The 14,481-nt window shown below is 71.1% G+C and carries 15 protein-coding genes; 6 read left to right on the top strand and 9 right to left on the bottom strand.

Annotation, left to right across the window (positions count from 1 at the left end; translation table 11 throughout):
- The first annotated feature begins 61 nt into the window (after window positions 1-61).
- Window positions 62-865 (top strand): NmrA family NAD(P)-binding protein, encoded by an 804-nt coding sequence (locus ACQPWU_RS03855; protein ID WP_433436935.1) that lies wholly within the window; start codon window positions 62-64, stop codon window positions 863-865.
- On the opposite strand, the gene ACQPWU_RS03850 is transcribed toward ACQPWU_RS03855, so the two are convergent.
- From ACQPWU_RS03850 to ACQPWU_RS03825, 6 genes are read right to left on the bottom strand one after another with little or no spacing between them, the layout of a single operon-like run.
- Entirely contained in the window at window positions 862-1,596 is a 735-nt protein-coding gene (locus ACQPWU_RS03850) for an ABC transporter ATP-binding protein (protein WP_433436934.1), read from the bottom strand. The two genes, ACQPWU_RS03855 and ACQPWU_RS03850, sit on opposite strands and share 4 nt — an antisense overlap.
- On the bottom strand, window positions 1,596-2,537 hold the full coding sequence (locus ACQPWU_RS03845; RefSeq protein ID WP_433436933.1) for an ABC transporter ATP-binding protein: 942 nt from the start codon (window positions 2,535-2,537) through the stop codon (window positions 1,596-1,598). The genes ACQPWU_RS03850 and ACQPWU_RS03845 overlap by 1 nt, the downstream gene beginning before the upstream one ends.
- A complete protein-coding gene (locus ACQPWU_RS03840; RefSeq protein ID WP_433436932.1) occupies window positions 2,537-3,379 on the bottom strand; it encodes an ABC transporter permease in 843 nt (280 codons plus the stop codon). The genes ACQPWU_RS03845 and ACQPWU_RS03840 overlap by 1 nt, the downstream gene beginning before the upstream one ends.
- Window positions 3,376-4,290 (bottom strand): ABC transporter permease, encoded by a 915-nt coding sequence (locus ACQPWU_RS03835; protein ID WP_433436931.1) that lies wholly within the window; start codon window positions 4,288-4,290, stop codon window positions 3,376-3,378. Before ACQPWU_RS03835 ends, ACQPWU_RS03840 begins: the two co-directional genes overlap by 4 nt.
- 3 nt (window positions 4,291-4,293) lie before the next feature.
- Window positions 4,294-5,901 carry an ABC transporter substrate-binding protein gene (locus tag ACQPWU_RS03830; RefSeq protein ID WP_433436930.1) on the bottom strand — a complete coding sequence of 536 codons (1,608 nt, stop codon included), beginning with the start codon at window positions 5,899-5,901 and terminating at the stop codon, window positions 4,294-4,296.
- Complete coding sequence (locus tag ACQPWU_RS03825) at window positions 5,898-7,031, bottom strand: C45 family autoproteolytic acyltransferase/hydolase (protein ID WP_433436929.1); 1,134 nt, start codon at window positions 7,029-7,031, stop codon at window positions 5,898-5,900. The genes ACQPWU_RS03830 and ACQPWU_RS03825 overlap by 4 nt, the downstream gene beginning before the upstream one ends.
- A 102-nt stretch (window positions 7,032-7,133) precedes the next feature.
- Between ACQPWU_RS03825 and ACQPWU_RS03820 the strand changes: the two genes are divergently transcribed.
- Entirely contained in the window at window positions 7,134-8,015 is an 882-nt protein-coding gene (locus ACQPWU_RS03820; protein ID WP_433436928.1) for a MurR/RpiR family transcriptional regulator, read from the top strand.
- 39 nt (window positions 8,016-8,054) lie between these two features.
- On the top strand, window positions 8,055-8,885 hold the full coding sequence (locus ACQPWU_RS03815; RefSeq protein ID WP_433436927.1) for an undecaprenyl-diphosphate phosphatase: 831 nt from the start codon (window positions 8,055-8,057) through the stop codon (window positions 8,883-8,885).
- Here ACQPWU_RS03815 and ACQPWU_RS03810 read toward each other — a convergent pair.
- Window positions 8,877-9,557 (bottom strand): hypothetical protein, encoded by a 681-nt coding sequence (locus tag ACQPWU_RS03810; protein WP_433436926.1) that lies wholly within the window; start codon window positions 9,555-9,557, stop codon window positions 8,877-8,879. The genes ACQPWU_RS03815 and ACQPWU_RS03810 overlap by 9 nt on opposite strands.
- Window positions 9,558-9,647: 90 nt before the next feature.
- Window positions 9,648-10,796 carry an MFS transporter gene (locus tag ACQPWU_RS03805; protein ID WP_433436925.1) on the bottom strand — a complete coding sequence of 383 codons (1,149 nt, stop codon included), beginning with the start codon at window positions 10,794-10,796 and terminating at the stop codon, window positions 9,648-9,650.
- 93 nt (window positions 10,797-10,889) lie between these two features.
- Between ACQPWU_RS03805 and ACQPWU_RS03800 the strand changes: the two genes are divergently transcribed.
- The 3 genes from ACQPWU_RS03800 to ACQPWU_RS03790 are packed head-to-tail and all read left to right on the top strand — an operon-like array spanning window position 10,890 to window position 14,262.
- Entirely contained in the window at window positions 10,890-11,228 is a 339-nt protein-coding gene (locus tag ACQPWU_RS03800; RefSeq protein ID WP_433436924.1) for an ArsR/SmtB family transcription factor, read from the top strand.
- The gene (hrpB, locus tag ACQPWU_RS03795) at window positions 11,228-13,612 is read left to right on the top strand and encodes an ATP-dependent helicase HrpB (RefSeq protein ID WP_433436923.1); all 2,385 of its coding nucleotides are present in this window, start codon (window positions 11,228-11,230) and stop codon (window positions 13,610-13,612) included. Before ACQPWU_RS03800 ends, hrpB begins: the two co-directional genes overlap by 1 nt.
- The gene (locus tag ACQPWU_RS03790; protein ID WP_433436922.1) at window positions 13,609-14,262 is read left to right on the top strand and encodes a hypothetical protein; all 654 of its coding nucleotides are present in this window, start codon (window positions 13,609-13,611) and stop codon (window positions 14,260-14,262) included. Before hrpB ends, ACQPWU_RS03790 begins: the two co-directional genes overlap by 4 nt.
- Window positions 14,263-14,312: 50 nt before the next feature.
- Here the strand turns inward: ACQPWU_RS03790 and ACQPWU_RS03785 are convergent, their stop codons facing one another.
- Window positions 14,313-14,453, bottom strand: a complete 141-nt coding sequence (locus ACQPWU_RS03785; protein WP_433436921.1) for a hypothetical protein — start codon at window positions 14,451-14,453, stop codon at window positions 14,313-14,315.
- Window positions 14,454-14,481 lie beyond the last annotated feature (28 nt).

Genomic DNA, 14,481 nt, shown 5'->3' with positions numbered 1-14,481 from the left:
CATATGCGAATGCGCTTCTCAACCATGGAGAGTCTTATGGGTATGGCGGCTTACTAGGTATATGACGATTCTGGTGCTTGGTGGCACGGGCAAGACCGGCCGCCGTGTGGCTGACCGACTCACCGCTCTCGACCTGCCCGTGCGGATCGGGTCACGACCGCTCTTCGACTGGCAGGACCGCGCCACGTGGCCGAAGGCCCTCGACGGCGTGACGGCCGTCTACCTCTCCTACTATCCCGACCTCGCCTTCCCCGGCGCGTACGACGACATCAAGGCGTTCACGGAGCTGGCCGTGAGCGGCGGCGTGCGGCGGCTGGTCCTGCTGTCCGGGCGGGGCGAGCCGGAGGCGCAGGCCAGCGAGCGCACCGTCCAGGAGTCCGGCGCCGAGTGGACGGTGGTCCGCTGCAGCTGGTTCATGCAGAACTTCAGCGAGAGCTTCCTCCTCGAGCCGGTGCTCCAGGGCGTCATCGCGCTTCCGGCCGCCGACGTGCCCGAGCCGTTCGTGGACGTGGATGACATCGCCGACGTGGCCGCCGCCGCGCTCAGCCAGGACGGACACGTCGGGAAGCTGTACGAGCTGACCGGGCCCAGACTGCTCACATTCGCGCAAGTGGCGAGCGAACTGTCCGAGGCCACCGGCAGGCCGATCTCGTTCGTACGGGTGACGCCGGAGGAGTACGTGGCCGGGGCCAGCGCGCAGGGGATGCCGCGGGAGGAGGCCGAGGGCCTGGCCGCGCTGTTCACCGGCATCCTGGACGGCCGCAACGCCCACGTCGTGGACGGCGTGCGACAGGCCCTCGGCCGCCCGGCCCGCGACTTCGCCGAGTACGCCGCCGCCAACGCCGCGGTGTGGAAGAAGTCCTAACGCCCGGGCCGCGGCACCGAGTCGAGCAGCAGGCGCGTGTAGGAGTGCTCCGGCTCGGCCAGCACCCGCTCGACCGGGCCCCGCTCCACCACCACCCCGCGATGCAGCACCAGCGTGTCCTCGCACAGGTGCCGCACCACGGCCAGATCGTGGCTGACGAACAGCAGCGCGACGCCGGAGTCCCGCCGGACCTGGGCGAGCAGCTCGAGGATCTGCGCCTGGATCGACACGTCCAGCGCGGCCACCGCCTCGTCCAGCACGAGCACGGACGGCTCCACCGCCAGCGCCCTCGCGATGGCCAGGCGCTGGCGCTGGCCGCCGCTGAGCTGGTGCGGCCGGGCCCCGGCCTCGCGGGTGCCGAGCCCGACCTGGTCCAGCAGCTCGGAAACGCGCGATCGGTCCTTGCCGTGCAGTCTGAGCGCGGTACGGAGGCACTCGGCCGCGGTCAGCCGGGGGTCAAGCGAGAGGTAAGGGTCCTGGAACACCATCTGGATCTCTCGCGCCCGCCGCAACCGGGCAGCCTTGCCGCGGCCGGCACGCTCCCGCCCGTTCACCGTGATCGTGCCGGAGTCGGGGGTGACGAGGCCGACGAGCATGCGGGCGATCGTGGTCTTCCCGGAGCCCGACTCGCCGACCAGCCCGAGCGACCCACCCGGGGCCAGCGTGAACGAGACGTCCGCGGCGGCGACCGTACCGCCGAAGGACTTGCGCAATCCCTCTACGTCGAGCATCAGACCTCCACCAGACGGCACGCGGCGAAACCGCCGGACACGGCCACGGGCTCCGGCTGCCAGGACTCACATGGACCGCTGGAGTCGGGGCATCGGGGCGCGAACGGGCATCCGGCGAAGGCGTCGTCCAGCGAGGGCGGCCGGCCCGGAATGGGCCGGAGCGTCCGGGAATCGTCCAGCTCGGGCGTGCAGGCCAGCAGGCCGGCGGTGTACGGATGCCGCGGATCGGCGAAGAGCTCCTTGGCCGGCCGCGACTCGACCACGGTCCCGGCGTACAAGACGTGCACCCGGTCGCAGAACGCGGCCGCCAGGTGCAGGTCGTGCGTGATGAACAACATGCCCAGCTCCCGCTCGGCCTGGACGCGGCGGAGCAGGGCGAGCGTCTCGGCCTGGGTGGTGACGTCGAGCGCGCTCGTCGCCTCGTCGGCCAGCAGCAGCGCCGGGCCGGCGGCCAGCGCGGCGGCGATCACCACGCGCTGCAACATGCCGCCAGACAGCTCATGCGGGTACTGCCGCATGCGTAGCTCGGGCTCGCGCATGCCGACGGCGGCCAGCAGCTCCAGCGCCCGCGCGCGGGCCTCGGCCCTGGGGCGGCCCAGCGTGTGGATCATGCGCTCGGTCAGGAAGTCACCGACCCGGCGGACCGGATTGAGCGACGAGCGCGGGTCCTGGTAGATCATCGACACCTGGGAGGCCCGCAGGTCCCTGAGCGCCGAAGGGCCCATCGCGAGCACGTCCTCGCCCGAGACCAGCACCCGCCCGGACGCCGACGCCCCAGCGGGAAGCAGGCGCAGCACCGAACGGGCCAACGTGGACTTGCCCGACCCCGACTCGCCCACCAGGCCCACGATCTCGCCCTTGCCGACGGTCAGCGACACCTCGCGCAGGATCGGCCGCCGCCCGCCCGCCTCAATCGTCAGGCCCTCCACGGACAACAACATCACGACCCCCTCACGCCCATGCGGTCGGCGAGCCGTACGCCGATCACGTTGAACGACACGACCACCAGAGCGATGGCCGCGCCCGGCACCAGCACCGGCAGGAACGCCCCCTGCACGATCGCCGGCTGCCCCTCCTTGACCATCAGCCCCCAGTCAGAGGACGGCGGCTGCGCCCCGAACCCGAGGAAGCTCAGCGTGGCCAGGCTCATCAGCCCCTCGCCGAACAGCACGACGAGGTAGCCGACGATCGAGCGGGCCATGTTCGGGATCAGGTGCCGCACGCAGATCGCGAACCCGCCCATGCCCTGCACCCGGTAGGCGTCGATGTACGGCTTGCTGCACTCGCCCAGCGCGACGCTCCTGGTGTAGCGGGCGATCGTGGGCGTGTAGGCCAGGCCGAGCGCGATGACCGCCGTGGTCATCCCGTTGCCGAACACCGCCACGATCAGCACCACGAACAGCAGCCCAGGGAAGGCGTACATCACGTCGGTCACCCTGGACACGACGGCGTCCACCCAGCCCCGGTGCCAGGCGGCCAGCGTGCCGAGCGCGACCCCGAGGACGGAGGCGATGGCCAGCAGCGCCAGCGGCCCGATCAGCGAGGTGCGGGCGCCGTACACGACCCTGGAGAGCAGGTCGCGGCCCGACTGGTCGGCGCCGAGCAGGTGATCGGGCGAGAGCGGCGCCAGGGTGGCGGCGAAGTCGACGGCGTCCGGCTCGTACGGCGTCACCAGCGGCGCGAGCACCGCCGCTGCCACGACCAGCACGAGGAACGCACTGGCCAGCCAGTAGCCGAGCGGTCGCGCGCTCTTGGGGGAGAGTGTGGCTACCACGGTGGTCATGCCCGCCTCCTCACCCGCGGATCGATCAGCGGCTGCACGAGCTCGACCAGCGTGGTCACGACGATGTACGCGGTGACCATGAGCAGCATCACCGCCTGCGTCACGGGGAAGTCGTGCGTGTTGATCGCGTTCACCAGCAGCGAGCCGATGCCGTTGAGACCGAACGCGGTCTCAACGGTCACCGTCCCGGCCAGCATGCCGGCCGTGACCAGCCCGCACATGGTCACGATCGGCCCGAGCGCGCCCCTGAACACGTGCCTGACCACGATCAGCCGCTCCGTCAGCCCGGACGCGCGGGCCACGGTCACGTGGTCGAGCTCACGCTGCTCGACCATCGACTGCCTGGTCACCCGGCTGATGATGGCCAGCGCGCCGAGCGCCAGCGTCACGGCGGGCAGCGTCAGGTGCCAGAGCGACCCGCCGCCCATGACCGGGAACCAGCCGAGCTGCACGCCGAACAGCGAGATCAGCGCCGTGGCCACGACGAACGGCGGCACCGAGGTGGCGAACGTCGTGCCCGCCACCACCGCCGAGTCCGTGCGCCCGCCGCGCACCGCCGCCAGCACCCCGAGCGCGACCCCGAACACCACGAACAACGCGGACGCGTACGCCACCAGGCCCAGCGTGCTGGGCAGCCGTGCCAGCAGCAGGTCGCCGACCTGGTCGTTGTACTGAGTCGAGCGCCCGAGGTCCCCGGTCAGCGCGTCGCCGAGCCAGCGCCCGTACTGCACCAGGAACGGGTCGTCCAGGTGGTACTGGGCCCGAATCGCGGCCAGGTATTCGGGTGAGAGGTTCTCCTTGCCGCCCGCCAGGAACGTGACCGGATCGCCGGGCGCCGCGTACGACGCCACGAAGATCACGAAGGAGGTGGCCAGCAGCGTGAGCACGAGGCCGGCCAGCTTGCGCACCACGGCTCAGCCCTTGGCCCCGAGATCGGCCGCCCACGGGTAGCCCATGTGGACCTGGGAGGCCGGCGGGCCGGTCACCTTGCTGCCGAGAACGACCGCGTTGGGCACCTCGACCAGCGAGATCCACACCATGTCGGCGGTGAACTGGCGCTGCAGCTCGATGACGTCCTTGGCGCGGGCGGCGGGGTCGGCGGTCTCCAGCGCCTTGGCCACGAGCTTGTCGTAGGCGGGTGAGCTGTAGCCGACCCAGTTGTTGGCGGAGCCGGTCAGCCCGTTGTCGTAGAAGCCGATGGGGTCGGCCTTGGTGATGTACCAGTCGTCGGGCACGAGGTCGACCTGGGCCCGGAGGGACTTGTCCGTGTAGAAGCTGCCGAACTCGGACGGCGGCACGGTCTTGATCTGCGCCGTCATCCCGATCTTCTTGGCCGCGTCCACGACCGCGTTGGCGATGACCGTGCGGGCCTGCTCGCCGTTGGTCGCCACGATGATCGGCTCCTTCGGCGAGCCGGCCTCCTGCACGAGCTTCTTCGCCTCCTCGAGCCGCGGCGTGTCGGGCGATCCCTGGAGCTGGTCGTAGGCCGCCTGGAACGCCTCCTTCTCGTACGACCAGGCCCCCGCCCCGACCGGCACCTTCCACGGCCTGGCCAGCCCGGCGAACCCGGACTTCGCGATGCCCGCCCGATCGACGGCCAGCGACAGCGCTCGCCTGATCTTCGGGTCCTTCATGACGCCGCGGTCGGTCGGCAGCAGTACGAACACCCGCGTGGTCGCCCCGTACGCCACGCTCACCGCCTGGTTGGCCTGCAACGCGACCGCGGGTCCGGTGTCCGAGAGATAAGCGCCCTGCGCCGCCCCCGTCACCAGGCTGTTGACCAGCGCCGTGTCATCGGCCCACTTGAAGGTGACGCTCTTGGCGAGCGGCTTGACGTCCTTGTTCCAGTAAGCGTCGTAGCGCTCGATCGTGATCTGGCTGCCGGACTTCCACTCCTTGAGCGTGTACGGCCCGCTGCAGGCGTCCGCGGACTCCGGCGTGCCGTACTCCTTGCCCAGCTTCTCCACGACCTCCTTGTTGAGCACGATGCCCGCGCCCCCGGCGATGGCCTGGTCGAACAGCGCGTTGGGCCGCTTGAACGCGACCGTCACCTCGTGGTCGCCGGTCTTGCTGATGGAGGCGACGTCCTCGAACTCGTCGGACTCGTCCATGCCCTCGCCCGAGTGCCTCTTGAGGCTCCACACCACGTCGTCGGCCGTGACGGGTGAGCCGTCGTGAAATGTGGCGTCCTGGCGCAGCGTGAGCACCAGCGTCTTCGGGTCGGGCCGTTCAGCCTTCTCCGCCAGCCATGGCTTGACGGTCATGTCGGGCTGGGTCTGCATGAGGCGCTCGCAGACATTCGCGAGGATCGTACGGTTGTCGGTGCCGCCGTCGGCGTCGAGGTCGAGCGTGCCCGGCTCCTCGCTGAGCAGCCAGACGGCGTTGTCGAGCGGGCCTGCCGCCTTGGCCGTGCGGTCGACCAGGGTGAGCTTGGCGGGGTCAGGAGCCTTGGTGGTGGCGGCCGGGCCGCCACAGGCCGCGGTGAGACCGATGAGCCCTATGAGGGCGAGTGTCTTCTTCACGGGGTCGTTTCTCCATGCGGTCCGTCGTAGAGGTTCCAGGGCACGCGCTCGTACTCGTGGTCGCAGGGCGTGCCGGCCGCGATCAAGTAGTCGCCCGTGGTGAGGTCGACGCAGCTCGACAGCAGGGTCGCCCACCGCTTGACGGCGGGCTGGGTCTCGTCGGGGTGGGTGCAGAGTGACTCGGGATAGCCCAGGTGGTCGGACATGGCGAGCCTGATCCGCTTGCGGGCCTCGTCGGTGCCGGACGCCTCGCGCACGGCCCGCAGCCCGCCCTCGGCCCTGGGCACGCGGAACAGCGAGTCGGCCGAGCTCGGGCGGTAGGTGGCGGCCAGCTGCGGCGGCACGAACGCCTGGTAGTGGTTGCCGTGCACGAGCAGCCCGTCGGCCGGATACATCCAGCCGACCGCGCCCGGCGTGGTCTCCAGGTCGATCGCGAACCCCGCGCGGTGCGTGACCAGCGCGTTGCTCGCGATGTGGGCCCGCGACCTGGTCAGCGCCTCCAGCGCGAGGTGGAGGTGCGCGCTGTCGAGCACCCTCCGCCTGATCAGTGTCTGCGGCACGCCGACCGTGTCGTCGAAGCGCCCGCCGAGGCCGTTGGCGTTGAGCGCGATGCCCGCCGAGTTGGCCCCCTGCCGCCCGACCTGGCCCGCCTCCACATGCATGATCACCGTGGGCTTGCCCGGCTGGATCACCCTCAGCACCATGAGCGTGTCGGAAACGCCGTGCCGCCAGTCCCAGTTCTGCCCGGCGTAGACGTGACCGTCGCCGGAGGCCTCGTCCATCAGCGCGAACGACGTGCAGCCGTCGGGCTCCATGGCGCTGAACGTGGTGTCGTAGATGATCTCGCCGCGCGCGTTGAGCGCGAGGACGTCGAGGAAGCCGACGCCCGCGCCCTCGGCGATGCCCTCCATCTCTTCGACCAGCTCGGGCGCGAACGCCCTGCTCGGCGCCACCCAGCGGGCCGCACGTCCGAGGACCTGATCCCATGACAGCCCGCTGGAGTGCGCGAACGCCTCGGCGTAATAGGTCAGCGCGCGGTGCACGCGGTCGCGGGCCTGCTCGCCGTACTGACGCCCGCGCTCGCGTGGAGCGCCTGAGATCTCGACGATGGGCAGGGATGTGAGGCGCAAGGGAGCTCCTAGCCTGTAACGTTCATTTCAAGGAGGCGGCGAGGCTGTAGCGGTCGTTTCCAAGCCAGAGTAATGAGTGATACAAAAGAGTCAAGGACCGTAATGGAAAATTCACACAGCCCGATCGAGCAGCTCAGAGCCACGGTCAGACAGCTGTGGGACGATCTGTCGCCTGCCGAGCGCGCGGTGTGCCACTATCTGATCTCCACCTCGCCCGAGCAGATCCTCTTCGCGAGCGCGCAGGAGCTCGGCGGTGCGACGGGCACCAGCAACGCCACCGTGGTACGCACGATGCAGCGGCTGGGCTTCGGCGGGCTACCGGGGCTCAAGCGGGCGCTGGCGGCCGAGTTCACCTCGTCCGTGGCTCCCGACGTGCGCCTCAAACAGCGCATCAGCCACGTCGGGCAGGACCTGTCGGGCATCTGGGAGCGGGTCTTCGACGAGGCCCGCGAACGGGTCGACCACTGCCGCAGGCTCTTCGACCAGGAGGCGTTCAAGAAGGCGGTCGAACTGCTGGTCAACGCGCCCGGGGTGCTCGTGTTCGGCGCGGGCGCGTCTGACCCGGCCGCGCGGCACCTGGCGCTCAAGCTGGGCCGCCGCGGCCACCGCGCCCGGTCCACCTCGGCGACGGGGTTCGGGCTGGCCGACGAACTGCTCGCGCTCGCCCACGGCGACGTGCTGGTCATCTTCCAGCCGGGCCGCAGGCTCAAGGAGATCACCGTGCTGATCGACCGGGCGCACGCGGTGGGGGCGGGGATCGTGTTGATCTCCGACGAGCTCGGCGGCGAGTTCGCCGAACGCGTCGACGCGGTGCTCGCGGCCCCCCACACGCCCACCGGCATCACAGCCGAGCCGCTGACCGGCATCATCGTGGGCGACGCACTGCTCCTGGCGCTCGACTCGCTCGACGAGAACCGCTCGGTCGAACATTCCCACCAGCTGAACGCCCTACGCGAGCAACTCATCGGTCCCAGGATCCGCTAGCCTCACCTCGTCAGTGCCGCGTCCTCGGAAGGTGTCGTCGTGATCGGCTGGCTTGAAGCGGTGGTTCTGGGGCTGGTTCAGGGGCTCACAGAGTTCCTGCCGATCTCCTCCAGCGCCCACATCCGGGTGGTCTCCGCTTTCGCCGGCTGGCAGGACCCGGGGGCGGCGTTCACGGCGGTGATCCAGCTCGGCACGGAGGCGGCCGTGCTGATCTACTTCCGCCAGGAGATCTGGGAGATCATCTCCACCTGGGTCCGCTCGCTGTTCGTCAAGGAGCTGCGCACCCACTGGGCCGCCCGCATGGGCTGGTACGTCATCGTCGGCTCGCTGCCCATCGGCGTGCTCGGCGTGGTGTTCAAGGACCAGATCGAGACGGTCTTCCGCGACCTGCGCCTGGTGGGCACGACGCTGATCGTGTTCGGCTGCATCCTGTGGTTCGCCGACCACACCGCCCGCAACAAGCTGACACTCGAAAAGCACCTGAGCTTCGCTCACGCCCTCGTGTACGGCTTCGCCCAGGCGCTCGCCCTCATCCCCGGCGTGTCCCGCTCCGGCGGCACCATCACCGCGGGCCTGCTGCTCGACTACCGGCGCGAGGACGCGGCGAAATACTCGTTCCTGCTGGCCATCCCGGCCGTGCTGTCGTCGGGCCTGCTGGAGCTGTCCAAGATCGGCGAGGGCCCCGCTCCCGCCTGGGGGCCCACGATCCTGGCCACGATCATCTCGTTCATCGTCGGCTACGCGGCCGTGGCCTGGTTCCTGCGCTACATCAGCCACCACCGCTTCACCGGCTTCGTCATCTATCGGATCATCCTCGGCTTCTTCGTCATCCTCGCGGTCAGCACGGGCTGGATCCCGGCCCTAGGCTGACACGGCGACCCTCTCGTGGGCGGGGTAGTAGGCCGCCCACGCCTCGTCGCCCATGCGCAGGATCTTGAGCCCGGTCCAGCCCAGCCCGAGGACGGGCAGGCTCCAGAAGAGCACGGTCACCGGCCCGTACGGGATCGGGAACGAGACGACGTAGCCGACGAAGACGAGCAGCGGCACCCACCACCCGACGAAGCCCGTCCGCCACACGGCCACGGTCAGCAGCGGCAGGCCGAGGACCGCGAAGAACATCCACGGCATCTGGAAGCCGAAGATGACCCCGGGCAGGTTCAGCATCTCGTCGAGGATCTTCTGCGCCTGCTCCGGCGGGTTGTGCCGGCCCAGCCACCACTCGACGGGGTCGATCATCAGCAGGGCCGAGGTGGAGATGTAGCCGACCACCGTCGCGGCGCCCGCGACATGGCCGAGCCTGGTGGCCCTGCGCCTGGTGAGGTGGACCAGGCCCAGGGCCGCGATGGCCATCAGCAGCCAGCTCCAGTGGTAGAGCGCCGATTCGGTCTGCGCGAGCGCGGGGTTGTCGCCGTAGCTGACCGCCTCCCTGTCGTCGCCCCAAGTGCCGGGGTCGACGACGACGGCGACGGCCTGGAGCAGCGGGGCCACGACGAGCAGCACGCCTGCAGCGACGCGCCGGAATGTCACCTGGTTGTTCAACATGGGTGCGACGGTAGGCGCCTGGACCACCGGTAGTCGTCCGCCTGCGGATCGACTGGACGTCACCTGAGCGGCGGAGAAGATCGCGCCGCACTACCCGGCAGGCACGCTCTCCTTGGGGGAGACCGCCGCCGGGCGATAGGTCACCAGCGTGAACAGCAGTCCCACCAGCCCGAGCACGGTGGACAGCACGACCACGCCCACCCGGCCGTACCAGTCGAGCGCGGCGCCGCCGGCCAGCCCGGCCACGAAGAGCCCGATGTACTGCGCGGACGACAACAGTCCCAGGCCGATCGGCACATTGCCGGGCACGGCGGCGACCGTCCTGAACTGCTGGGCCGGGGCCACCAGCCAGCCGAGCGCGCCCCACAGGAACGCCCACAGCAGGGCGACGGGCAGGGCGATGTTGGCGACGGGGATGAGAGCCAGGAACACGGTGCTCGCGGCCAGGCCGAGCACGATCATCCTGCGTGGCCCGTACAGGTCGGTGAAGCGCCCGCCGAGCTGGTTGCCCACGATGCCGCCGAGCCCCCACGCCCACAGCACCGCCGGCAGCGGCAGGTCGAACAGCGACCCGATGTAGGTGTACGCGGTGAACGCGGCCGCGAACATCAGCAGCTGCGTCGTCAGCACCGCCAGCACCCGCCGGTCGCCCAGCGGCGCGAACCGCTCCCGGAGCCGCCCCGACACCGGGATCCGCACCGCGGGCACCACGGCCGCGACACCGATGAACCCGATCACACCCAGCACCGCCACCATCCAGAGCGTGGCCCGCCAGCCGGAGGCCGTGCCCAGCCAGGTGCCCAGCGGCACGCCGATCGCGGATGACACGGTCAGCCCGCCCATCACCAGCGCGAGCGCGCGCCCGCGGCGCTCGGGCTCGGTCAGCGTGTTCGCCACCCCCGAGGCGGTCGGCGTGAACATCGCCGCGCCGGCCGCCGAGATCACCCGGGTGGCCATCACCAGCGGGTACGTCGGGGCCAGCGCGGTCAGCACGTTGCCGAGGACGAACACCCCCATGGCCACCAGCAGCACGTTCTTACGTGACAGGCGGGCGGTCAGGGCGGCGAGGACCGGCGACAGCACCGCGTACGCGAGCGCGAACACGGTCATGAGCTGCCCGGCCGCCGACGACGAGATCCCCAGATCCTTCGAGATGGGCGTTAACAGCCCCGCGGTCACGAACATGCCCGTACCGATCGCGAAATTTCCGACAGCAAGCGGGTAGAGCCGGGAGTTCATAGATCCTCCAGCACGCCACAAAAGTTGGACATGCATCAAACTGTCGTATAGTTGGATTGTTGTCAAACAATAAACCGGAGATAGGGTTTCACCATGCGCCTGCTGCCGCACCCCGCAACGGAGGACATCCAGCTCACGGAGGTTCTGCGGGCGCTGTCCGACCCCGTACGCATGGAGATCGTCGTACGCCTCGCCCTGAGAGGCGAGATGACCTGCGGCGTCGCGGGCGACGACCTCGGCGTGCACAAGTCGACCGCCTCGCACCACTACCGCACCCTGCGTGAGTCCGGCGTGGTTCTCACCAAGCAGGAGGGGCGGCTGAAGTACATGAGCCTGCGGCGCGACGACCTCGAGTCCCGCTTCCCCGGCCTGCTCGACTCGGTCCTCTCCGCCGCCGGGATCCCGAGCCCCGGCGTCCCCACCCAGCGTTGATGCGGCGCGACTCGCTGCCCATCCGGCACGTACTGCCCGAGCTGCTCGCCGTGCTCGACCGGCACGGCAGCGCGGTGCTCACGGCCCCTCCCGGCACGGGCAAGACGACGGTCGTGCCACTTGCCCTGGCCGAGGCGGGCATGCGGGTGCTGGTGGCCGAGCCGCGGCGCCTGGCCGTACGCGCGGCGGCCCGGCGGATGGGCGTGAGCTACACCATCAGGGGCGAGCGGCACACGGGCGCCAATCCCATGGTCGAGGTCGTCACGACAGGCGTCCTGCTCCAGCGACTCCAGCGGGACCAGGAGCTGGCCGGCGTGGACGCGGTCATGCTCGACGAGTGCCACGAGCGCCACCTCGACGCGGACACGGCGCTGGCGTTCCTCATGGACGTTCGCGACACGCTCCGCCCGGACCTGCGCCTGCTGGCCACCTCCGCCACCGCCGACGCCGAGCCCTGGTCCCGGCTGCTCGGCGGCCCCGTTGTCGCGGCCACCGGCGCCACGTACCCCGTCGAGACGGTGTGGGCCCCGCCCGCGCGCCCGGTCGCCCCGCCACACGGCCTCCGCGTCGATCCCGCCCTGCTGTCCCACGTCGCCTCGGTGGTGCGAAGAGCGCTGGCGGAGCAGGACGGCGACGTGCTGTGCTTCCTCCCTGGCGTGGGCGAGATCACCAGGGTCGCGGGGATGCTGGACGGTGTCGAGGTCCTCCAGGTGCACGGCCAGGCCCCGGCCCACGTTCAGGACGCCGTGCTCTCGCCGGGCACAGCCCGCAGGGTGGTTCTGGCCACGTCGGTCGCCGAGTCGAGCCTGACCGTCCCGGGTGTGCGGGTCGTGGTCGACTCCGGCCTGGCCCGCGAGCCGCGTACCGATCACGCCCGTGGCCTCGGCTCCCTCACCACGGTCAGGGTCTCGAAGGCCTCGGCCGGCCAACGCGCGGGCCGGGCCGGCCGCGAGGCGGAGGGCACGGTGTACCGCTGCTGGTCGGCGGCCGACCACGAGCGCCTCGCCGAGCACGCGCGCCCGGAGATCGCGCTCGCCGACCTGACGGGGTTCGCGTTGCAGGCGGCCTGCTGGGGCGCTCCCGACGCCTCGGGCCTGGCCCTCCTGGACCCGCCGCCGCCCGCCGCCATGTCCGCCGCCGCCCGCACCCTGGAGGCGCTCGGCGCGCTCGACGGCGCCTCACGGGTGACGGACCGGGGCCGCCGGATGGCGCTCGCGGGCGTACAACCCCGTCTGGCCCGGGCCCTGCTCGACCTCGGCCCGCGAGCCGCCGAGGTGGTGGCCCTCCTGTCGGAGCAGCTCCCCCGGGACGCGAGCGACGACCTGGTCGAGGTCTGGCGCACGGCCCGCCGCGGCGGCACCGGCTTCGCCGCCCGCTGGCGCCAGGAGACCAGACGCCTCCAGCGAGCGACCTCCGTGAACGGCCGCGATGTGCCCGATGACGCCCTGGCGGGCATGGCGGTGGCGCTGGCGTTTCCCGAGCGGGTGGCGCGCAGGCGGGGCGGCGGCTACCTCATGGCCTCCGGTACCCAGGCCCAGCTCCCGGAGGGCTCCAAGCTGCACACCGCCCCTTGGCTGGCCATCGCGATCGCCGACAGACCGGCGGGATCCGCGTCGGCCCGCATCAGGCAGGCCGTGGAGATCGACGAGGAGACCGCCAGGCTGGCCCATCCCACCACCACCGAGGACGAGATCACCTGGCACGTGCCCCCGGGCGAGCGACGCGGCGACGTGCTCGCCCGCACGGTCGAGCGCCTGGGCGCGATCGAGCTGTCGGCCGCCCCGCTCAAGGGCGCCGACGTCCGCGAGGCCATCCTGTACGGGCTCCGCACGGAGCCCGACGTCCTCACCTGGACGAAACAGGCCAAAGACCTGAAGAACCGCCTGGCGTTCTGCCACCGCGCCATCGGCGACCCCTGGCCCTCGATGGACGCGCTCATCGACCTGGCCGGCCAGTGGCTGGAACCGGAGCTGTCCAGAGTCCGCCGCCGCGCCGATCTCGAACGCATCGACGTGGCCGCGGCGCTGAAGCGCCTGATTCCGTGGAGCGAACGCCTGGAGCAGGCCGCCCCCGAACGCATCGAGGTGCCGAGCGGCTCCCACATCCGCGTGGACTATTCGGGCGACCAGCCGGTGCTGGCGGTGAAGCTGCAGGAGCTGTTCGGCTGGCAGGAGACGCCCGAGATCTCCGGCGTGCCCGTCCTGGTGCACCTGCTCTCCCCGGCGGGCCGCCCGGTGGCCGTCACCGCGGACCTGGCGTCGTTCTGGCGCGACGGCTACCGTTCCGTACGCGCGGAGCTCCGCGGCCGCTACCCCAAGCACCCCTGGCCGGAGGATCCGCTCACCGCGCCACCCACCCGCCGGACCAAAGAGAGACGACCATGACGAACGTGACGGCGGCCGCCCGCGACAACGCCGAGTGGTGTGACGCGATGTGCCGCGCGCACGGCTCGTCCGGCACGTTCACCGCCCAGGCCTGGACCCACCCCACCAGGACCCCGCCCTTCTACCCGGACGCCGTCACCCTCTCTCCCGAGGTAACGGCGGCCGACCTGCTCGGCCACATCGACGCCGGCCCGGGCGCGTCGGTCAAGGACAGCTTCGCCACGCTCGACCTGCCGGGCTTCGACGTGCTGTTCGAGGCGCAGTGGATCCACCGCGAGCCACCGGAGCGGCGCGAGCCCGCGATCGCCTGGGAGCTGGTCAAGGACGCCGCCACGCTGAGCGACTGGGAGCAGGCCTGCTTCGACGGCGAGATCAAGGACCTCTTCCTGCCCGCGATCCTCGACGAGGTCACGGTCCTGTGCGGCCGGCAAGGGGACGCCATCGTCTCCGGCTCCGTGCTCAGCCCGCGTGAACAGGTCGTGGGCGTCTCCAACGTGTTCGGGGACGCCCCATGGGAAGGCACCCTGGCCATGGCGGCCGGCCTCTACCCCGGCCGCCCCCTGGTCGGCTGGGAGATCGACCCGGAAGACGCCGTGCGCCACGGCTTCACCACGATCGGCCCCCTACGCGTCTGGAGCAAGATCGCCTAGAGTCGGGTTCTCCAGAACGGGGAACCGCTCGGCCCCCACCCCCACGTCCGTCACGAGCAGGGCCGCACCCCCGCTGTCCCGCACCGCCACGCCCCCACGGTGCCCGCCCGCGTCAGCGGCGGGAAGAGCGGGAACTCGGTCGCCGGGTCGCCCAGGGAGCGCCGGCTCAGTGCAAGGGACGGTCCGTTCACGCGTACCGACCCTATCGGGGCGGGCGAG

It is taken from the genome of Nonomuraea sp. CA-141351 (genome assembly GCF_050944675.1).
Classification (GTDB): Bacteria; Actinomycetota; Actinomycetes; order Streptosporangiales; family Streptosporangiaceae; genus Nonomuraea.
This window is presented reverse-complemented; position numbering and strand designations above follow the sequence as displayed.

Bases quoted from the DNA above. Each gene is read 5' to 3' on its own strand.
- ACQPWU_RS03800 (WP_433436924.1), top strand. From the start codon at position 10,890: ATGCGCCTGCTGCCGCACCCCGCAACGGAGGACATCCAGCTCACGGAG.
- ACQPWU_RS03810 (WP_433436926.1), bottom strand. From the start codon at position 9,557: ATGTTGAACAACCAGGTGACATTCCGGCGCGTCGCTGCAGGCGTGCTG.
- ACQPWU_RS03790 (WP_433436922.1), top strand. From the start codon at position 13,609: ATGACGAACGTGACGGCGGCCGCCCGCGACAACGCCGAGTGGTGTGAC.
- ACQPWU_RS03855 (WP_433436935.1), top strand. From the start codon at position 62: ATGACGATTCTGGTGCTTGGTGGCACGGGCAAGACCGGCCGCCGTGTG.
- ACQPWU_RS03840 (WP_433436932.1), bottom strand. From the start codon at position 3,379: ATGACCACCGTGGTAGCCACACTCTCCCCCAAGAGCGCGCGACCGCTC.
- hrpB (WP_433436923.1), top strand. From the start codon at position 11,228: ATGCGGCGCGACTCGCTGCCCATCCGGCACGTACTGCCCGAGCTGCTC.
- ACQPWU_RS03820 (WP_433436928.1), top strand. From the start codon at position 7,134: ATGGAAAATTCACACAGCCCGATCGAGCAGCTCAGAGCCACGGTCAGA.
- ACQPWU_RS03850 (WP_433436934.1), bottom strand. From the start codon at position 1,596: ATGCTCGACGTAGAGGGATTGCGCAAGTCCTTCGGCGGTACGGTCGCC.
- ACQPWU_RS03845 (WP_433436933.1), bottom strand. From the start codon at position 2,537: ATGTTGTTGTCCGTGGAGGGCCTGACGATTGAGGCGGGCGGGCGGCGG.
- ACQPWU_RS03805 (WP_433436925.1), bottom strand. From the start codon at position 10,796: ATGAACTCCCGGCTCTACCCGCTTGCTGTCGGAAATTTCGCGATCGGT.